23 protein-coding genes are annotated in these 18,621 nt (G+C 68.2%); 10 read left to right on the top strand and 13 right to left on the bottom strand.

The annotated features are described in order from the left end of the window. Positions 1–6: 6 nt before the first annotated feature. Positions 7–393 (top strand): nuclear transport factor 2 family protein, encoded by a 387-nt coding sequence (locus BN3385_RS10680; protein ID WP_059016765.1) that lies wholly within the window; start codon positions 7–9, stop codon positions 391–393. 19 nt (positions 394–412) lie between these two features. On the opposite strand, the gene BN3385_RS10675 is transcribed toward BN3385_RS10680, so the two are convergent. From BN3385_RS10675 to BN3385_RS10660, 4 genes are read right to left on the bottom strand one after another with little or no spacing between them, the layout of a single operon-like run. Next, positions 413–766: a VOC family protein gene (locus BN3385_RS10675; protein ID WP_059016764.1), complete on the bottom strand. Its 354-nt coding sequence runs from the start codon at positions 764–766 to the stop codon at positions 413–415. A gap of 51 nt (positions 767–817) precedes the next feature. Beyond that, positions 818–1,414 carry a TetR/AcrR family transcriptional regulator gene (locus tag BN3385_RS10670; RefSeq protein WP_197415193.1) on the bottom strand — a complete coding sequence of 199 codons (597 nt, stop codon included), beginning with the start codon at positions 1,412–1,414 and terminating at the stop codon, positions 818–820. Positions 1,415–1,416: 2 nt separating this feature from the next. Continuing rightward, complete coding sequence (locus BN3385_RS10665) at positions 1,417–1,839, bottom strand: ester cyclase (RefSeq protein WP_059016762.1); 423 nt, start codon at positions 1,837–1,839, stop codon at positions 1,417–1,419. A gap of 46 nt (positions 1,840–1,885) precedes the next feature. Next, positions 1,886–3,166 carry a M18 family aminopeptidase gene (locus BN3385_RS10660; RefSeq protein WP_059021790.1) on the bottom strand — a complete coding sequence of 427 codons (1,281 nt, stop codon included), beginning with the start codon at positions 3,164–3,166 and terminating at the stop codon, positions 1,886–1,888. A 42-nt stretch (positions 3,167–3,208) separates the two neighbouring features. Between BN3385_RS10660 and BN3385_RS10655 the strand changes: the two genes are divergently transcribed. The 3 genes from BN3385_RS10655 (at position 3,209) to BN3385_RS10645 (ending at position 5,850) form a co-directional block, all read left to right on the top strand. Beyond that, positions 3,209–4,231 carry a Dyp-type peroxidase gene (locus tag BN3385_RS10655; RefSeq protein ID WP_059016761.1) on the top strand — a complete coding sequence of 341 codons (1,023 nt, stop codon included), beginning with the start codon at positions 3,209–3,211 and terminating at the stop codon, positions 4,229–4,231. Beyond that, positions 4,228–5,025: a family 1 encapsulin nanocompartment shell protein gene (locus BN3385_RS10650; RefSeq protein WP_059016760.1), complete on the top strand. Its 798-nt coding sequence runs from the start codon at positions 4,228–4,230 to the stop codon at positions 5,023–5,025. The genes BN3385_RS10655 and BN3385_RS10650 overlap by 4 nt, the downstream gene beginning before the upstream one ends. Positions 5,026–5,127: 102 nt before the next feature. Next, positions 5,128–5,850 (top strand): SDR family NAD(P)-dependent oxidoreductase, encoded by a 723-nt coding sequence (locus tag BN3385_RS10645; protein ID WP_082690687.1) that lies wholly within the window; start codon positions 5,128–5,130, stop codon positions 5,848–5,850. Here BN3385_RS10645 and purQ read toward each other — a convergent pair. From purQ to BN3385_RS10630, 3 genes are read right to left on the bottom strand one after another with little or no spacing between them, the layout of a single operon-like run. Continuing rightward, positions 5,847–6,518: a phosphoribosylformylglycinamidine synthase subunit PurQ gene (purQ, locus tag BN3385_RS10640; RefSeq protein ID WP_059016758.1), complete on the bottom strand. Its 672-nt coding sequence runs from the start codon at positions 6,516–6,518 to the stop codon at positions 5,847–5,849. The two genes, BN3385_RS10645 and purQ, sit on opposite strands and share 4 nt — an antisense overlap. Continuing rightward, entirely contained in the window at positions 6,515–6,754 is a 240-nt protein-coding gene (purS, locus tag BN3385_RS10635; RefSeq protein WP_059016757.1) for a phosphoribosylformylglycinamidine synthase subunit PurS, read from the bottom strand. The genes purQ and purS overlap by 4 nt, the downstream gene beginning before the upstream one ends. Before the next feature lie 52 nt (positions 6,755–6,806). Further along, entirely contained in the window at positions 6,807–7,460 is a 654-nt protein-coding gene (locus BN3385_RS10630; RefSeq protein WP_059016756.1) for a hypothetical protein, read from the bottom strand. Positions 7,461–7,493: 33 nt separating this feature from the next. On the opposite strand from BN3385_RS10630, the gene BN3385_RS10625 reads away from it, so the two are divergent. Together BN3385_RS10625 and BN3385_RS10620 are read left to right on the top strand one after the other, a co-directional pair. Next, positions 7,494–8,132, top strand: coding sequence for an MBL fold metallo-hydrolase (locus tag BN3385_RS10625; protein ID WP_059016755.1), 639 nt, complete (start codon positions 7,494–7,496; stop codon positions 8,130–8,132). Then, positions 8,132–8,938, top strand: a complete 807-nt coding sequence (locus BN3385_RS10620) for an SDR family oxidoreductase (RefSeq protein ID WP_059016754.1) — start codon at positions 8,132–8,134, stop codon at positions 8,936–8,938. The genes BN3385_RS10625 and BN3385_RS10620 overlap by 1 nt, the downstream gene beginning before the upstream one ends. Here BN3385_RS10620 and BN3385_RS10615 read toward each other — a convergent pair. Together BN3385_RS10615 and BN3385_RS10610 are read right to left on the bottom strand one after the other, a co-directional pair. Next, complete coding sequence (locus tag BN3385_RS10615) at positions 8,927–9,628, bottom strand: DUF2334 domain-containing protein (protein WP_059016753.1); 702 nt, start codon at positions 9,626–9,628, stop codon at positions 8,927–8,929. The genes BN3385_RS10620 and BN3385_RS10615 overlap by 12 nt on opposite strands. A 68-nt stretch (positions 9,629–9,696) precedes the next feature. Further along, a complete protein-coding gene (locus BN3385_RS10610; RefSeq protein WP_059016752.1) occupies positions 9,697–10,185 on the bottom strand; it encodes a glutathione peroxidase in 489 nt (162 codons plus the stop codon). Positions 10,186–10,317: 132 nt separating this feature from the next. Here BN3385_RS10610 and BN3385_RS10605 point away from each other — a divergent pair, with 132 nt between their 5' ends. From BN3385_RS10605 to BN3385_RS10595, 3 genes are read left to right on the top strand one after another with little or no spacing between them, the layout of a single operon-like run. Further along, the gene (locus BN3385_RS10605; RefSeq protein WP_059016751.1) at positions 10,318–11,208 is read left to right on the top strand and encodes an alpha/beta fold hydrolase; all 891 of its coding nucleotides are present in this window, start codon (positions 10,318–10,320) and stop codon (positions 11,206–11,208) included. Further along, a complete protein-coding gene (locus BN3385_RS10600; RefSeq protein ID WP_059016750.1) occupies positions 11,201–12,421 on the top strand; it encodes an acyl-CoA dehydrogenase family protein in 1,221 nt (406 codons plus the stop codon). The genes BN3385_RS10605 and BN3385_RS10600 overlap by 8 nt, the downstream gene beginning before the upstream one ends. A 12-nt stretch (positions 12,422–12,433) precedes the next feature. Then, entirely contained in the window at positions 12,434–13,552 is a 1,119-nt protein-coding gene (locus BN3385_RS10595) for an acyl-CoA dehydrogenase family protein (RefSeq protein WP_059016749.1), read from the top strand. On the opposite strand, the gene BN3385_RS10590 is transcribed toward BN3385_RS10595, so the two are convergent. Continuing rightward, a complete protein-coding gene (locus BN3385_RS10590) occupies positions 13,549–15,654 on the bottom strand; it encodes a S9 family peptidase (protein ID WP_059016748.1) in 2,106 nt (701 codons plus the stop codon). The two genes, BN3385_RS10595 and BN3385_RS10590, sit on opposite strands and share 4 nt — an antisense overlap. Beyond that, a complete protein-coding gene (locus BN3385_RS10585; RefSeq protein WP_059016747.1) occupies positions 15,651–16,544 on the bottom strand; it encodes a phosphoribosylaminoimidazolesuccinocarboxamide synthase in 894 nt (297 codons plus the stop codon). The genes BN3385_RS10590 and BN3385_RS10585 overlap by 4 nt, the downstream gene beginning before the upstream one ends. Before the next feature lie 51 nt (positions 16,545–16,595). Here BN3385_RS10585 and BN3385_RS10580 point away from each other — a divergent pair, with 51 nt between their 5' ends. Continuing rightward, complete coding sequence (locus BN3385_RS10580; RefSeq protein WP_059016746.1) at positions 16,596–17,234, top strand: hypothetical protein; 639 nt, start codon at positions 16,596–16,598, stop codon at positions 17,232–17,234. On the opposite strand, the gene BN3385_RS10575 is transcribed toward BN3385_RS10580, so the two are convergent. Next, a complete protein-coding gene (locus BN3385_RS10575; RefSeq protein ID WP_059016745.1) occupies positions 17,231–17,647 on the bottom strand; it encodes a hypothetical protein in 417 nt (138 codons plus the stop codon). The genes BN3385_RS10580 and BN3385_RS10575 overlap by 4 nt on opposite strands. 118 nt (positions 17,648–17,765) lie before the next feature. After that, positions 17,766–18,620 carry a mycofactocin-coupled SDR family oxidoreductase gene (locus tag BN3385_RS10570; RefSeq protein WP_059016744.1) on the bottom strand — a complete coding sequence of 285 codons (855 nt, stop codon included), beginning with the start codon at positions 18,618–18,620 and terminating at the stop codon, positions 17,766–17,768. Position 18,621 lies beyond the last annotated feature (1 nt).

The following is an 18,621-nucleotide window of genomic DNA, read 5'->3' as shown; positions in this document are numbered from 1 at the left end:
ACCACCATGACCGACACCGTCGAACGCACACCGTTCAGCGCCCAGATGTGGGCGGCGTTCTGGGCAGCTCCGAACCTGGCTTCGGGAACCGAGGTCCTGGCCGACGGCATCGTCGGCTACTGGCCGGGCCATCCCGAGCCCGTCAGCGGTATCGCGGCGTACACCGCCAAGATCGCCGAGTTGCTGCAGGCTTACCCCGACCTGCGACTCGAGTTGGTCGATAGCGCAACGGTTCCCGGGCCGACCGACAACGAGGAGCTGGTGTTCCTGCACTACACCGGAACCGCTACCAATGGGCAGGTGCACTTCCGGGGTATCGATCGGGTGCGCACCCGCGACGGCGTTGTGGTGGAGAACGTGATCCGCTACGACACCACCGAGTTGCCGAGCTGACCGACCGCGCGTGTGGCCGCTACTCCGTGGCGGCGGCGACGCAGAACGCGTTGCCGTCCGGATCGGCCAGCACCACCCAGCTGAAGGCATCCCCGAACGAGTGCCGGGCCGTCTCGGTGGCCCCGTGCGCCACCAGGCGGCCCACCTCGGCCTCGACGTCGGCGGCCGAGAAGTCCAGATGCACCCGGTTCTTGCCGGGTGTCGGTTCCTCGACCTTCTGGAACCCGAGCCGGGGGCCATCGGGCTGGTTGACCACTACGAACTCACCGGGCATCACCGCGGCGGCGCTGCCGCCGACCGCTTCGGCCCACCAGTCCGCCAGTCGGTCCGGGTCACTGCAATCGAAAGTGATCATCTCCACACCGAGAGTCATGCCGCCAGCGTAGGTCAGCCCGGTGACAGAAAGAGGCCGCGGACCTACCGGTCACCGACCGGCTGCAAGGGCCGCATCGACCAGGGAACGGATCATCCATCTGCGGACCTCGCCGGCCTCGGACGCATCCAGTTGCAGGACGTCATTGAACGCCACCATCGACTCGGTTCCCATCACCACCGCCAACGCCCTGGTCAGCCGTTGCAGAGCCGCGGGCCGGATTCGCTCAGCGGCCGGGGCGAGCGCCGCCTCGATCAGCGCGGTCCGCCGATTCTGCCGGACTGGGACATCGGTGGCATCGGTGCTGCGCAGCAGAAACTGCGCCAACATGATCCGGAACGCGGGTTCGTTGGCAGCAAGCACGTCGGCCAGTGCCGAGTCGACGCGTTCCAGCCGCTCGACGGGATCGTCGGAGGCGTCGGCCAGGATGCTGCCGGCCTCGGGCATCGCCCAGTCCAGTGTCGCCTCGGAGATCAGCAGCTCCGCGCTGGGGAAGTACCGGTAGGCCGTCGCCCGCGATACCTTGGCCTCGACCGCCACCTCGTCGACCGTCGGTGTGCGCCCCTGCTTCAGCAGTCGCGAGGCTGCCTCCAGGAGGTCTTTACGGGTTCGGGCCCGCTGATTGGGTCGCCCTGTCGCCGTCGTCACGATCAGTCCTGGGGCAGCTGGCTGATGATCGCGGCCAGGTCCACCCAGACGTTCTCCCGCCGGATATCGCCGTCGGCGGCGAACTCGACGACATGCAGGAGCCGGAACTCAAGTGGTCGGTTCTTACCGGCAAGCCCGAACGGAGTCCCGGATGCCGTTCCACGCCATAGAGATTCGTCGACGAGGAAGTCTTCCCCGTACAGCCGCCGCACGGTGGTCATATGGCCGCCGGACAGATCGGAAAACAATCCTTCGTAGAAGGAACGTGCCCCCTCCTGGCCCAGCGTCGGCCCCGTGGGCGCGCCGACGATGTCGTGTTCGACGTCGGCCGTGAGGGTGGCCAGGACACCGCCCACGTCATCGTTGGCCTCGAAGTCGAAGTGTTCGTCGATCTTCCGGTCCATCTGGGTGCGTGTCAGTGCCATGCCGCCGACGTTAATGAGACTCTAGTCTCATGTCAATACTGTCGTCTCAGAGTCGGCCCGGTGACAGAAAAGCCTGCAGCGCGGCGGCATAGGACACCACGTCTCCCGCGCCCATCAGTTCGCGGGCGGAATGCATGGCCAGCTGCGCGGCCCCGACATCGACCGTCGGGATACCGGTGCGCGCCGAGGTCATCGGCCCGATCGTCGACCCGCACGGCAGATCGGCGCGGTGTTCGTAGCGTTGCAGCGGCACTCCCGCCTGCCGGCAGGCCAGTTCGAACGCCGCGGCGGTACGGCCGTCGGTGGCGTAGCGCAGGTTGGGCTGGACCTTCAGCACCGGCCCGCCGTTGACCGCGATCAGGTGGCCGGGCTCGTGGCGGTCCGGGTAGTTCGGGTGGGTGGCGTGCGCCATGTCCCCGGAGGCCACCATCGAGGCGGTCAGGCGACGCAGGAAATCCTCCCGGTCCCCGCCCGCGCTGAGCACGATGCGCTCCAAGGTGGTCAGCAGCAGATCGGACTGGGCGCCGTGATCCGACGTCGAGCCGACCTCCTCGTGGTCGAACAGCGCCAGCACCGGCAGATACCCGTTCGGCTCGGCGGACAGGAAGGCCTCCAGGCCGGCGTAGCAGGTGCCCTGGTTGTCCAGCCGCGGCGCGCTGACGAACTCGCCGTCCACCCCGATCAGGGTCGACGGGGTCAGGTCGTGGGTCATCAGGTCGGCCGACAGAAGATCGGCCGGATCCACCCCGGCCCACTGCGCGGCGTAGTCCAGGAACGAGCGCGGGCTGGTGCCCAGCCCCCAGACCGCGTTGACGTGGCGCTGCGGATCGAGTTTGACCGCGGCGCGATCCTCAGAGAGGTGAATGGCCAGTTGCGGCACGCGCAGAATCGGCTCGTCGATGAGAACGAGCTGATGCGAGACGCCCCCGTCGGCGTCGGGGTCACGCACCGACAGGCGGCCGCTGATTCCCAGGTCGCGATCCAGCCAGGAGTTCAGCCAGGCCCCGCCGTACGGCTCCAGCGCCACCACCTGCCAACCCGCGACCACCTGGTCCGGATGCTGCTTGACCCGCAGGTTCGGGCTGTCGGTGTGGCCGCCGACGATCCGGAACGGCCGGGTCGGGTCCTCGGCACCGTTCCAGGCCACCAACGAACCGGCCCGAACGGTGAAGTAGCGGCCCTTGCGATCCGGCCACCGGTCGGTCTCGGCCAGCTCGGTGTAGCCCGCTGCGGACAGCCGCCGCGCGGCGGTCTGGCAGACATGAAACGGCGACGGCGATGCGTCGATGAACTCACATAGCCCGTGTGCACTGGCCCCGGTCGACATGTTCACCATCATCTCCGACGGCGCAGCCATTAGGGTCGAACAGTGCCCTCCCCACAGCCGCAACCGGTTCTGGCGCCGCTGACACCGGCGGCCATCTTCCTGGTGGCCACCATCGACGAGGGCGGCGAGGCGGTCGTGCACGACGCGCTGCCCGACCTCTCCGGCCTGGTTCGGGCGATCGGGTTTCGCGATCCGACCAAGCATCTGTCGTTGGTGACGTCCATCGGATCGGATGCCTGGGATCGGTTGTTCGCCGGGCCGCGGCCAGCCGAGTTGCATCCGTTCATCGAGTTGCACGGTGCCCGCCATCACGCCCCGTCCACCCCGGGCGATCTGTTGTTCCATATCCGCGCCGAGGTGCTCGACGTGTGCTTCGAGTTGGCCGGCCGCATCGCCAAGGCGATGGCCGGGGCGATCACGATCGTCGACGAGGTGCACGGCTTCAAGTTCTTCGACAACCGCGACCTGCTCGGCTTCGTCGACGGCACCGAGAACCCGGCCGGCCAGATTGCCCTGGCGGCCAGTCAGATCGGTGACGAGGATCCCGACTTCACCGGCGGCTGTTACGTACACGTGCAGAAATACGTGCACGACATGGGGTCGTGGGAGTCGCTGTCGGTCACCGAGCAGGAACGCGTGGTCGGCCGCACCAAGCTCGATGACATCGAACTCGACGATGATGTCAAGCCCGCGAATTCCCATGTGGCACTGAACGTCATCGAGGACGCCGACGGCAACGAGCTCAAGATCGTGCGTGCCAACATGCCGTTCGGCGAAGTCGGCAAGGGCGAGTACGGCACCTACTACATCGGCTATTCGCGCACCCCGGCGGTGACCGAGAAGATGCTGGAGAACATGTTCATCGGCAGCCCGCCGGGCAACACCGACCGCATCCTGGACTTCTCCACCGCCCTGACCGGCAACCTGTTCTTCACCCCCGTCGTCGACTTCCTCGACGATCCCCCGCCGCTGCCCGGCACCGAGACACCGGCGGCCCCACCGGCTCCTGCCCCTACTTCTGACGGCTCTTTGGCGATCGGCAGCCTGAAAGGACACACCCGATGAACAACCTGTACCGCGAACTCGCTCCGATTACCGAATCCGCCTGGGAGGAAATCGAACTGGAGGCCACCCGCACCTTCAAGCGGCATATCGCCGGGCGGCGCGTGGTGGACGTCAGCGGCCCCGGTGGTCCGGTGACCGCGGCGGTGAGCACCGGCCATCTGCGGGATGTCAGTGCGCCCGCCGATGGCGTGGTCGCTCATCTGCGCGAGTCCAAACCGCTTGTCCGCCTGCGGGTTCCCTTCACCGTGTCGCGTGATGCGATCGATGACGTCGAGCGCGGCTCGCAGGACTCGGACTGGGATCCGGTGAAGGAGGCCGCCAAGAAACTGGCCTTCGTCGAAGACCGCGCAATCTTCGAGGGGTACGGCGCCGCCTCGATCGACGGCATCCGCAGTTGCAGCTCCAACCCGGCCCTGGCACTGCCGGTCGACCCGCGCGAGTACCCCGACGTGGTCGCGCAGGCGCTCTCCGAGCTGCGGCTGGCCGGTGTGGACGGGCCGTACTCGGTGCTGCTGTCGGCCGAGGCCTACACCAAGGTCAGCGAAACCACCGAGCACGGCTATCCGATCCGCGAACACCTCAACCGGCTGGTCGACGGCGAGATCATCTGGGCACCGGCCATCGACGGCGCGTTCGTGCTGAGCACTCGCGGCGGTGACTTCGATCTGCAGCTGGGCACCGACGTGTCGATCGGCTATCTGAGCCATGACGCCGAGACCGTGCAGCTCTACCTGCAGGAGACGCTGACGTTCCTCTGCTACACCGCCGAGGCGTCAGTCGCGCTCACACCCTAGTTCTTGCTCCGCCACTGTGCGGTTTCATGCGCAACACGCCGCGACAGGCGGATGGGATCGCACACTCGGAATAAACGTCCCGCCGTCACTGTCGTGAGCTTCATGACTACAGCTTTGGTGACAGGTGCCACCGCGGGGATCGGCTACGAGATTGCCCTCGAACTGGCCCGCACCGGATCCGAGGTGATCGTTCACGGACGTGACGCCGAGCGCGGCCGCAAGGTCGTGCAGGATATCGAGAATGCCGGCGGTGCAGCGCGTTTCATCGCCGCCGATCTCTCTGCCACCGATGATGTGAAGCGGCTTGCCCGTGAGGCCGGGGACGTCGACATCCTGGTGAATAACGCAGGCATCTACACCTTCGCCGCCACCGCGGAGACCACCGACACCGACTATGACGCGCAGTTCGACACCAACCTGCGGGCGCCCTTCATCCTGGTGCGTGAGCTGGGCCCGGCGATGGCCGAGCGCGGGCACGGCGCGATCGTCAACGTCAGCACCGTAGTCGCCACGACACCGGGCGGCGGCGCCGGCGTGTACGGCGCCAGCAAGGCCGCACTGGAGTTGTTCACCAAGGTGTGGGCCGCCGAGTTCGGCGCGGCCGGCGTCCGGGTCAACGCGGTCTCCCCCGGCCCGACCGAAACCCCAGGGACCACCGCCATCCCCGGCTTGATCGACGCACTGGCCAGCACCCGGGCACTGGGCCGGGTAGCCCAGCCCAAGGAGATTGCCGGCGTGGTGGCATTCCTCGCGGGGCCGGGTGCGAGCTACATCAACGGCGCCATCGTGCCGGTGGACGGCGGCAATCCGGCGCTGGGCGCCTAGACCAGGACGGCGTCGAGCGCGGAGTAGAACAGCCCCAGGCCGTCATCGGACGGGCCGGTCAGCGCCTCGGTCGCGTGTTCCGGGTGCGGCATCAGGCCGACGACGCGGCCGTTGGCCGAGCTGATGCCGGCGATGTCGCGCATCGAGCCGTTGGGGTTCTCGGCGTAGCGGAACACCACCCGGCCCTCGCCCTCGAGCTCGTCGAGCACGGACTCGCTGGCCACATAGCGGCCCTCGCCGGACTTCAGCGGCACCAGCAGCTCAGCACCCCACTCGTAGCGCGAAGTCCACGCCGTGGTGATGGAGTCGACCTTCAGCCAGACGTCGCGGCAGATGAAGTGCAGGCCCGCGTTGCGGGTGAGGGCACCGGGGAGCAGTCCCGCCTCGCACAGCACCTGGAAGCCGTTGCAGATGCCCAGCACGGGCATGCCGCGGCCGGCCGCGGCCACCACCTCGCCCATCACCGGGGCGAACTTGGCGATCGCCCCGCAGCGCAGGTAGTCGCCGTAGGAGAAACCGCCCGGCACGACGACGGCGTCGACCCCTTTGAGGTCGGCGTCGGCGTGCCAGAGGCTGACCGACTCGGCTCCGGCGGCCCGGACTGCGCGGGCTGCGTCGACGTCGTCGAGGGTGCCCGGGAAGGTGATGACCCCGATCCGGGCGCTCACGATGGCTCCCGGGTGACCGACCAGTCTTCGATCACGGTGTTGGCGAGCAGCGACTCGGCGATCTCGGCGAGCTGGGCGTCGCTGACCGAATCGTCGACTTCGAGCTCGAAGCGCTTGCCTTGCCGGACATCTGAGATGCCGGCGTGCCCGAGCCGGCCCAGCGCGCCGACGATGGCCTGGCCCTGCGGGTCCAGGATCTCGGCCTTGGGCATGACGTTGACAACCACCCGGGGCACGGGAGCTCCTCGCTGACGACGGTGACTGATGCGGCTTAACTGTACCGGCGCGCTACGGACACGACCCGATATAGGCCGCGCACAGCGGCGCGCCCAGGGTGTCCAGCACCGTTTCGTCGTTGATCGACGGCCACGGGGTCAGCGGCGGGGCGCTCGACCAGAGGGCCAGCTCGGTGACGGTGCTGTTGGCCGGGTTGGCCACCAGGTACTGGTGCAGGACCACCGGTCCGCTGACCACGGCCGCCAGCCGGTCAGGCTCCAGGACGGTCAGCGACGGCGACTGCCCGGGGTTGGTCTGCTGGCAGGCCCGCAACGCGGCCACGGCGGTGTTGAAAACGTCCTCGGCCAGCTGTCCGCCGCGCCAGGTCTCCCCGCGCCAGTGCACCACCTGGGCCTGCAGCTGCCACTGGCCGTCGGGGTTGACCACCGTGGCGCGTTCGGCCACCGCGTAGGCCCGGGGATCGGCCGCCACCGGCGGGCTGCCGCACAGCTCCTCGAAGCGGAACCGCGGTGCGACGGCGGTCACGGCCAGGGCGGGCAGCCGCGGCCACACGTAGCGGGGATTCAGCGGGATCGCCCACGGCGAGATCCAGGCGGCATCCGGGATGCGGTCACACGCGGGTGGACAGTTCTCCGGATCGGCGGCAGCCGGGGGCGCGATCGCCAGCCCACAGGCTGCCAGCACCGCAGCAAGGACCATCCGCATCGTGACGCCTCCCCTGAGCGCACAATCGTAAGCATGGAATTGACGCATTTCGGGCATTCGTGCCTTCTTGCCGAGCTCGGTGGCGCCACGCTGTTGTTCGACCCCGGCAACTTCTCCCATGGCTTCGAGGGCGTGACCGGGCTGTCGGCGATTCTGATCACCCATCAGCATCCCGATCATGCCGACCGGGAACGGCTGCCCGCGCTCGTCGAGGCCAACCCGGGTGCCGCGCTGTACGCCGATCCGGCCACCGCCGCCGAACTCGGCGGCCCCTGGCAGGCGGTGCACGTCGGCGATGAGCTCACCGTCGAGGGCCTGACCATCCGCGGGGTGGGTGGCCGGCACGCGGTCATCCATCCCGAGATCCCGATCATCGACAACATCTCCTACCTGGTCGGGGACGACGAGCACCCGGCCCGGCTGATGCATCCCGGTGACGCGCTGTTCGTCCCCGGCGAGCCGGTGGACGTGCTGGCCACCCCGGCGGCCGCACCGTGGATGAAGATCTCCGAGGCCATCGACTACCTGCGGGCGGTGGCACCCGAGCACGCCGTCCCGATCCATCAGGGGGTGGTGGCGCCCGAAGCCCGCGGGATCTACTACGGCAGACTCACCGAGATGACCGACACCGATTTCCGTGTGCTGCCCGAAGAGAATTCGGTGCGGTTCTGATGAGCACCGATGATTTGACAAAGCTGTTCGGGCTGTCCGGGAAGACTGCTCTGGTCACCGGCGGGACGCGCGGCATCGGCCTGATGATCGCCCGGGGCCTGCTGCAGGCCGGTGCGCGGGTGATCGTGAGCTCCCGCAAGGCCGACGCTGTCGACCAGGCCGTCGCGCAGCTGGTGGAGTTCGGTGAGGTGCGGGGTATCCCCGCCGACCTGTCCCGCCAGGAGGAGTGCACGCGGCTGGCCGCCGAGGTCACCGCCGACACCGATGCGCTGCACATCCTGGTCAACAACGCCGGCGCCACCTGGGGTGAGCCGCTGGAAACCTTCCCGGCCTCGGCGTGGGACAAGGTGCTCGACCTCAACGTCAAGTCGCCGTTCTGGATGGTGCAGGCGCTGGTGCCCGCGCTGCGGGCGGCCGGCACCCAGGACGATCCCGCACGGGTGATCAACGTCGGCAGCATCGACGGGATCCACGTGCCGGTGCTGGCCACCTACTCCTACTCGGCCAGCAAGGCGGCACTGCATCAGCTCACCCGGGTTCTCGCCAAAGAACTTGGCCCACAACACATCACGGTCAACGCAGTGGCACCCGGACCGTTCCCGTCGAAGATGATGGCCGCCACGCTGGACGCGTTCGGCGACGCCATCGCGGCCTCGGCTCCGATGCGGCGCATCGGCCGCGATGACGATATGGCGGGCATCGCGGTCTTCCTGGCGAGCCGGGCCGGCTCCTATGTGAACGGCGCGATCATCCCGGTCGACGGCGGGATCGCGACGACGGCCAGTGGGTCGGGCTCAAGCCGCTGACTCGAGGCGGCCAGCTCCCCACCGGTACACCGTCGGCGCGCAGCTGTGCATCAGGGCAAGGTCGACGACGTCGAGCATGGCCTGACGCGGTCCGGGCTTGCGGAGCTGGCGGGCTGCGACGGCCACCCGGACTGTGCCCCCGCGGCGCGCGACGCGCTCGGCGGACAGCACCAGGGTCCGACACCACCACGGCTCGGTGAGGAACCCTTCGCCGATGCCGAGCACCCGGCTGCGGGTGCTCGCCCCGGTCACCAGGTCGGTGATCCCATGTAGATCGGCGAGCAGACGAAAACCGTTGCGCGGCAGAGCGGTCGCCGTTCCCGCGGAGACGGTCCAGCCGGGTGCGGCGAACAGCCGGGTGCGCAGGCCGACGTGTTCGAGCACCCGGTCGGCGCCCATCAGCCGCAAGTTGGCCTCGTGGGCGGGCAGCGTGGCGAACTCACCGCGGCGTCTCTTGGTGGCCGCCTCGTCGAAGCCGTGCATCACCACCGCGTCGCCGCCCGCGCGACGGCGCCGCATCCAGTCGATGGTTACCGGGTCGGACTCCAGCCGATAGCCGTTCTTCAGCCGGGGTGCCACGAGCAGCGACACCGGCACACCGCGCGAGTCCAGCACCGCACAGAACTCGTCGACATCAGCCAGCGTGCGCTCGCAGATTCCGGACACCGACACGATGAGTTGTCCAGTCACACCTGCAGTCTGACAACTCCAGGTGTCCGAACGGTTGCGTGCAACAAGACGTCAGACGTCCATCCGGGTCAGCCCGGAAGCACGGCCTCGATCGCCGCCACCACTTCGGGCGCATCGGGTTCGGTGCGCGGCCGGAACCGGTTGACCACCTCACCACCGGGAGCGATCACGAACTTCTCGAAGTTCCACTGGATGTCGCCGGCCTGGCCGTCAGCATCAGCGGTCTTGGTCAGCTCGGCGTACAGCGGGTGCCGGTCATCGCCGTTGACATCGGTCTTGGCCAACAGCGGGAAGGTCACCCCATAGGTCGTCGAGCAGAAGGTGGCGATCTCCTCGGGCGTGCCCGGCTCCTGACCCATGAACTGGTTGCACGGCACGCCGATCACGGTCAGCCCCCGGTCGGCATAGTCGCGGGCCAGCTGCTCGAGCGCTCCGTACTGCGGCGTCAGCCCGCACTTGGAGGCGACGTTCACCAGCAGGATCGCCCGGTCGGCGAACTCGCCCAGCGAGGTCGGATTGCCATCGAGGGTGGTCAGCGGGATATCGGTGAGGGCCATAGCGGTGACGCTACCCGGGACGGCCGCGCCGGGCAGGCGCAGTCCGGGGTTTACGCCCCGGCGCGCGAGTGTCACGGGCAGTCTGCTAGTGAGGAGGGTGCACCGAACGCACCTGATCCGACGGAGTGACCCGTGACGCAGAGCTCTCCACCGCAGCAACTCAGCATTCCCGCGGCGGATGTCACGCTGTGTGCCGACGCCTACGGGGACCCCGCCGACCACCCCGTCGTACTGCTGCACGGTGGTGGTCAGACCCGGCACTCCTGGACCAAGACCGCCGCCGACCTCGGCCGTCAGAACTGGTACGCGCTGGCCGTCGACCTGCGCGGGCACGGCGACAGCGGGTGGTCCTCCGACGGCGCCTACTCGCTGGACCGGTTCGCCGACGACGTCGTGCACATCACCGAGTTCCTCGGGCGTCCGCCGGTGCTCGTCGGTGCCTCGCTGGGTGGCATTTCGTCGTTGGCCGCGCTCGGGGTGCGGCCCGATCTCGCACTGGGCCTGGTGCTGGTCGACGTGTCGCCGTTCCTGCAGCCCAAGGGCACCAGCCGGATCCGCGACTTCATGCTGGGCCGCGCCGAGGAGGGCTTTGGCTCGCTGGAGGAGGCCGGTGACTACGTCGCGGCCTACCTGTCGCACCGGCCCCGGCCCAAGAACCTCGACGGCCTCAAACGCAATCTGCGCGAGAAGAACGGCCGCTGGTATTGGCACTGGGATCCGGCGTTCCTGGCATCACCGGAAGACCAAGCGGTGCAACGCAATACACTGACCGACCCGGCCTGGCTCGGCGCGGCAGCGGGCACCCTGCGAATACCGACCCTGCTGGTCCGGGGCGGCAAGTCCGACGTGCTGAGCATCGAGGATTCGATCCGCTTCCTGCACCTGGTTCCGCACGCCGAGTTCGCCACGGTGGCCGACGCTCATCACATGGTCGCCGGGGATGACAACGCCGTCTTCGAACAGGTGCTGTGGGACTTCCTGGAACGCCGCGTCCGCTCCCGGCTGCGGCTGCTCGATGCCTAGCGTGACGCCGGAGTCGCCCGAGCAGTTCCGCGCCCGGGTTCGCAGCTGGTGCGAACACAACGTGCCCACCGGCTGGCGCGTGGCTCAGGCCGGTGCCGAGGACAGCGAGGTCATCAGCTTTCAGCGGCAGTGGCGCGAAACCCTGCATGCCGGAGGCTTTCTCGCCCCAGACTGGCCGAAGAGTCTCGGTGGTGCGGAGATGCCGCTGGCCCAGCAGGCCATCCTGGCCCAGGAACTCGCCCGCGCCGATGCCCCACGTCTGACGCTCTACCAGGTCGCGATCTTCAATGCGGCCCCGGCGATCCTGCACTTCGGCACCGACGAACAGAAGCAGCGGTTCCTGCCCGGCATCCAGAACGGCGAGGTGTGGTGCCAGGGTTTCTCCGAGCCCGGTGCTGGATCCGACCTGGCGTCGTTGTCCACCCGGGCCGACCGCCGCGGTGATGTCTATGTGCTCAACGGGCAGAAGACGTGGACGAGTTGGGCCCTGCATGCCGATTGGTGCTTCCTGCTGGCCCGCACCGACCGAGACGCACCGAAACGGCGGGGCATCAGTTTCCTGCTGATGGACATGCGCAGTCCCGGGATCGACGTGCGCCCGATCAAGCAGGCCACCGGCGCCGCAGAGTTCTGTGAGCTGTTCCTCAACGACGTGGAAGTGCCGGTCGCCAACCTGCTGGGACCGGAGAACGCGGGCTGGCAGGTAGCTCAGACCACGCTCGCCTCCGAACGCGGGGTGGCCATCCTGGAGCTGGCGGAACGCCTGCACCGCAATGGTTTTGCGCGCCTGGTTGAGGAGGCGGCCGGCTGGACACTGGAGGACGGCAGTCCCGCGCTGGCCGACTCAGCTGTCCGCGAACGCCTCGCCGGCCTCTACGGCGAGGTACAGCTGCTGCGAGAGATGTGCGCCCGGCTGGTCGAGGCGATGGTCAGCGGTACCGGCGTCGGCGCCGAACCGTCGATCATCAAGCTGTACTACAGCGAGCTGCTGCAGCGACTGATGGAGTACGCCACCCAGCTCGAGGGGCTGCCCGGGCATGTCGAGCATCCCCTGCTGTTGTCCGGCGGCTGGGAAACCGGCCACTGGCTCGGTGATTTCGTCAACGCCTACTCGTGGACCATCGCGGCCGGTTCCAACGAGATTCAGCGCAGCATCATCGGCGAGCAACATCTGGGCCTGCCCCGCGAACCGCGGGCGCCGGGCGACGTCTGAAGGAGAACGCCGGTGAGTGAACTCGACGACCTGCGGGAGATGGTGCGCGACCTGCTCGACGACCGGGCGTCCTCGGAGGATGTGCGCGCCGTGCTGGGCAGCGCCGCCGGATACGACGCCCGGTTGTGGCAGACCGTCGCCGACCTCGATCTGCTCGGCCTGCTGGTGCCCGACGAGTTCGGCGGGGTGGGTGCGGGCCTGGCCGAGATGTCGGTGGTACTCCATGAACTCGGCCGCCGTGCGGTGCCGCTGCCGGTGATCAGCAGCGCCGTACTGGCGCCGGTGGCGCTGCTCGGCGGCGCCAACCCGGCCCTGGCTGCCGAGTTGCTCCCGGCATTGGCCACCGGTGCGCACCGAGCAGCCGTGATCGTCGGCGGCCCGCAGGGCCAGCCCGATCCGGCCACCTGGACACTGACCGCTGCACCGCACGACGGCGGGTACATCCTGGACGGGGCGGCCGGCTTCGTGCTCGACGCCCCGGGCGCTGATCATCTCGTGGTCGGGGCGCGCACCGCGGACGGTGTGATCGTGGTGGTCGCCGATGCCGCCGACGCCACAGTCACCGCGGTGCCCGGAACCGATCAGACGCGCTGCCTGGCCACGGTGACGTTCACCGATACAGCGCTGCCCGAGGAGCGGGTGCTGGCCACCGGCGCGCAGGCGGCGTCGCTCATCGCGCGGGTCCAGACGGTGGCGGCATATGCCATCGCCTGCGATGCCGTCGGCCTGGCTGAGCGCACCATGGAACAGACGGCGGACTACGCGAAGGTCCGTCAGCAGTTCGGCCGCCCGATCGGGTCCTTCCAGGCCATCAAGCACATGTGCGCAAACATGGCAGTCGCCGTCGAAACCAGCCGGGCCGGACTGGGTTTGGCGTTGGCTGAACTCTCCAGGGAATCCGGGGAAGGCCCGGTATCCGCGGTGTCCACCGCCAAGGCCTACGCCTGCGATGCAGCGGTGAAGGTGTGCACGGACGCCGTCCAGGCGCACGGCGGGATCGGCTTCACCTGGGAGCACGACGCCCATCTGTGGCTCAAGCGCGCGCTGCTCGACCGGGCGCTGTTCGGCTCACCATCCTGGCACCGGCGCCGGGTGGCCGACGCGGTGCTGCCGGCCCGCACCGGCGCCTAGGCCTGCGGCCCGTACTGATCGCGGTCGGCGGTGGCCAGCAACCAGGAGTATTGGAACGCCGCCTCTTTCCAGCGTTCGTAGCGCCCGCTGGTGCCGCCATGTCCGGCGGCCATCTGGGTCTTCAACAGCACCGGATGCTGGTCAGTCTTGGTGTGCCGAAGGGCGGCAACCCATTTCGCCGGCTCGACGTAGAGCACCCGGGTGTCATTGAGCGAGGTCATCGCCAGGATGGCCGGGTAGTCCTTGGCCTCGACGTTCTCGTACGGAGAGTAGGACTTCATGTAGAAGTAGACGTCCTTGTTCTCCAGGGGGTTTCCCCACTCGTCCCACTCGGTCACCGTCAGCGGCAGCGACGGGTCCAGGATGCTGGTCAGCGGGTCCACGAACGGCACCTGCGCCAAGATGCCCGCGAACAGCTGCGGCGCCAGGTTGGCCACCGCACCCATCAACAGACCGCCCGCGCTGCCGCCGAGGGCCACCAGGTTCTGCGGCCGGGTCAGACCGGTATCGACCAGATGCTGGGCGACGGCGATGAAGTCGGTGAAGGTGTTGCGCTTTTCCAGCAGCTTGCCCCGCTCGTACCACAGCCGGCCCATCTCACCGCCGCCGCGGACGTGGGCGATCGCGAACACCATCCCCCGGTCCAGCAGCGAAAGCCGGGCCACCGAGAACCGCGGGTCTTCGGAGGATTCGTAGGCCCCATAGCCGTACAGCACAGTGGGAGCGGGGAATTCGATCCCGTCGCGGTACACCAGTGAAATCGGGACGCGGGTGCCGTCCTCGGCGATCGCCCAGTCCCGCCGCTCCACGTAGTCCTCGCGGCGATAGCCGCCCAGCACCGGCTGCTCGCGCAACAGCGTGCGCTCACCGGTGGCCAGGTCCAGATCGTAGATGCGCAGCGGGGTGATGAACGACGTAGTGCCCACCCGCAGTTTGGGTGACACCCAGTTCGGGTTACCGGCCAGACCCGCCGAGGTCAGCTCCGAGTCGAAAGTGATCTCCTCGGGTGTGCCATAACCACCGGATTCGATGGGCCACAACTGGATTCGGGGCAGCGCCTCACGGCGATAGCTCACCACCAGATGGTCGGCGAACGCGTCGACCCCGTCGAGGCGGACATCATCACGGGCGGCGATCAGGGTCCGTTGTGCCGTCGGGTCGGCCACCGGCGCCTCGACGAGGGTGAAGTTCACCGCACCGTCGTTGTGCAGGATCAGGAAGCGGTCCTCACCGTCGACGACGGCGTGTTCCACCGAGTACTCGACGCCATCGCGGCGCGCCAGGATGGTGGTGAATGTCGCCGCCGGGTCCGCCGCGTCGGCGAACATCACTTCCGAGGTGATCGCCGAACCGGCCGCAATGATCACGTAGGAGTTGCTGCGAGTGCGGCCGACGCCGATCCAGAATCGTTCGTCGGGTTCGTGGAACACCTGCTCGTCGGGCTGATCGGAACCGAGTCGATGCCGCCACACGGTGTCCGGACGCCACGCCTCGTCGACCGTCGTGTAGTACACGGTCGCGTTGTCGGCAGCCCACGTCACGCCCGAGGAGATGCCGGCGATCTCGTCCGGATACAGCTCACCGGTGCGTAAGTCCTTGAACCGCAGCGTGTATCGCTCGTCACCGACCACGTCCACCGAGTAGGCAAGCAGGTGTCCGTCGAGGCTCACGCTGCTGGCCCCGAGGGCGAAGAAGTCGTGCCCCTCGGCCTGTTCGTTCTCGTCGAGCAGCACCTGCTCGCCCGGGATGTCGGTGTGCTCGTCGAACACCGGCGGTGTCCAGTCCTCGGGGTCGGTGACCGGGCAGCGGCAGTGCACGCCGTACTGCTTGCCTTCGAAGCTGCGCCCGTAGTACCACCACTCCCCACGCCGGGTGGGCACCGACAGGTCGGTCTCCTTGGTACGGGATTTGATCTCGTCGAAGATCTTCTGCCGCAAGGGTTCCAGGTACTCGGTGGCCTGGTCGGTGTAGGTGTTCTCGGCCTCCAGGTGGGCAATCACCTCGGGGTCGGACTTGTCGCGCAGCCATTCATACGGGTCGACGAACACATCGTCGTGGTGGACGCGGGTGGTGTCGACGCGCTTGGCGACGGGCGGGTTCATACGGAGGGTCCGATCCAGTCGGCGAACGACAGACCCGAAATGCGTTCGTAGGCTTCGATGTAGCGGGCCCGGGTGGCCTCGATGATGTCGTCGGGAAGCGGTGGCGGCGGAACCGCTCCATAGCGATCCCACCCGGATTCGGGGCCGGTCAGCCAGTTGCGAACGAACTGCTTGTCGAAGCTGGGCTGCACCACACCCTGGGTGTAGCTGTCGGCGGGCCAGTAGCGCGACGAGTCCGGAGTGAACACCTCGTCGGCCAGCACCACCCTGTCATCGGCGTCGACACCGAACTCGAACTTGGTGTCGGCGATGATGATGCCCTTGGTCAGGGCGTGATCGGCGGCTTGAGTGTAGATCTGCAGCGTGCGCTCCTTGAGCTGGTTGGCGCGGACCGCACCCACCAGCTCGATGACCTGATCGAACGAGATGTTCTCGTCGTGCTCGCCGAACTCGGCCTTGGTGGCCGGGGTGAACAGCGGCGTCTCGAACTTGCTGGCCTCCCCGAGTCCGGGCGGCAGTGGGATGCCGCAGACCGAGCCGGAGCGCTGGTAGTCGAGCAGACCCGACCCGGTCAGGTAGCCGCGGGCGACGCACTCGACGGGCACCATCTCCAGCCGGCGCACCACCAGCGCGCGGCCCAGCACCTCGCCGGGGATTCGCGGGTCGTCGGGCGGGCCGGCCAAGTGGTTGGGCGCGTCGATGTAGTCGAAGAAGAACACGCTCATCGCAGTGAGGATGCGGCCCTTGTCCGGGATGAGGCTGTCCAGGATGTAGTCGAACGCCGAGATGCGGTCGCTGGCGACGAACAGCAGGTGCTCGTCGTCGATGCGGTAGATCTCGCGAACCTTGCCACTGGCCAGGTGTTGATAGTCGCTCAGAGCGGGACGCATCGCGTCAGCCTATCGGCCGCTGAGTGGGCGCGACTGTGCTGGGATCGAGCTATGAGATCGCGGTTTCTGCCCTATGCCACCACTCCGGGCCGACTGCTGGTACAGGTGGTCAGCGACATCGTGGTCGTGCTGTGGATCGTCCTGTGGGTCAGCGTGGGTCTGGGGGTGCACGCGGCGATCGCCAGCATCTCCAGCGTGGGACGGCAGGTCAACGACAGCGCCACCGGTCTGTCGGACAACCTGCACTCGGCCGGTGACAGCGTGCACGGGGTGCCGCTGATCGGGGACACCATGTCCAAACCGTTGCGGGCGGCCAGCGAGGCCGCGTTGGACCTGGCCGGTGCGGGCCACCAGCTGGACACCACGGCGGCGTGGCTGGCCGTGCTGCTGGCGATCGCGGTGGCCGCCCCGCCGATCATGGCGGTGGGTATGCCGTGGCTGTTCCTGCGGATCCGGTTCTTCCGCCGCAAGTGGACGGTGATTGCGTTGACCCGCACCCAGGCCGGTGAGCAGCTGCTGGCGCTGCGCGCCCTGGCCAACCGGCCGCTGCGCAAGCTGACCGAGATCAGCGCCGACCCGGTGGGCGCGTGGCGGCATGACGACCCGATGGCGGTCCGGGGGCTGGCGGCCCTGGAACTGCGCTCGGCGGGCGTGGCCCCGCCGCGCTATTGGCGGGGCCCGCAGGCTTAGCTCTGCAGCGATCCGGGCGGCCAGTCCACGCCGATTTCGTCGCAGATCGGCGGGATGATGATCAGCGATCCGCGCGGGCTGCAGAACGGGGTGCCCGGCGGGGGTCCGGACGGAGCGGCAGGAGCGGGCGTCAGTACGGGCGGGGCACCGGCGTAGATGAAGCTGTCCAGCGCGTTGCCCTTGAGGTCGACCATCCGGACGTTGCCCTTGCCGAACGGCACGATGTACCAGGTGTGGCAGGTGCTCATGTCCCACTGGATGTTGCTGAACGGCAGCGCCTGGCCGGGGCACCAGTTGTTGGCGGGCGGGGTGAACGGTTCAGCCTGGGCGATACCGGCGCCTGCCATGCTGAGCGCGGCGGCTGCCGCACCGGCCGCGACGGCTACCGCCGCGTGCCGCGAAAGTGCTGCCATTACTTCGTTCCCTTCGTCGGGTGCTGTGTCGCATCAAGTGCACCGAGACGACGCCGCTACCGATACCAAAATTGTCTACCGCGTCAATCGCGTGACGAAGGGCTTTCGTTAGTTCCGTCTAAAACTTGAGCAAGGCGCCGGCGTCGACCTTGAACTGGCTGCCGGTGATGTAGCGCGACTCGTCGGAGGCCAGGAAACACACCACCGCGGAGATGTCCTCCGGCTCGACGTAGGGCACCGGCATGGCCTGCATCGCGGGAAAAGCCAGCAGGGCGTCCTCGCGGGTGGGGTTCTCCAGGTCGGGGCGGAACTGTTTGTACATCGGGGCACTGTTGAGCATCCCGGTATTGCAGTTGGTGGGGTGAATCACGTTGGCCCGGATAGACATCGGCGCGAGTTGTCCGGCCAGGTGCTTGGTGTAGGAGTCCACCAGCTGTTTGGCGTAGCTGTAGCCCGCACCGCCGGGGCCACCAGGGCCGCCGGCCCCGACCGGCTGGCTGTCGGCGATGAGGGCGGCGATCGACCCGGTGGTGATGATCGAGGCGCCGGCCTTGAGGTAGGGCAGCGCGACGTGCACGGTGTTGACCACACCGATGAAGTCGACGTCGAAGGCGTCGGCGAACGCGGTGATCGGTGCGCCGTCGCCCAGCGGACAGATCCCGGCGTTAGCGACCACGATGTCGAGATTTCCGCCGAGTTCGGCGACCGCGTTGGCCAGTTCGGCCGCCAGCCGGTTGCGGTCCCGCACATCGACCTCCGCGGTCACCGCACGCCGACCCGTCTTCTCCACCTCGAGCCCGGCTTCTTCCAGGTCGTGCGGGGTGGCCAGCGGGTAGCCGTTGGTGTCGATGTCGCGGCAGATGTCGAAGAGGATGACGTCGGCGCCCTCTTCGGCCAGCTTCACCGCGTGACTGCGGCCCTGGCCGCGGGCGGCACCGGTCACCAGCGCGACTTTGCCCTGCACTCGTCCCATC

The sequence above is a fragment of the Mycobacterium sp. M26 genome (assembly GCF_001494595.1).
Lineage (GTDB): Bacteria > Actinomycetota > Actinomycetes > Mycobacteriales > Mycobacteriaceae > Mycobacterium.
This window is presented reverse-complemented; position numbering and strand designations above follow the sequence as displayed.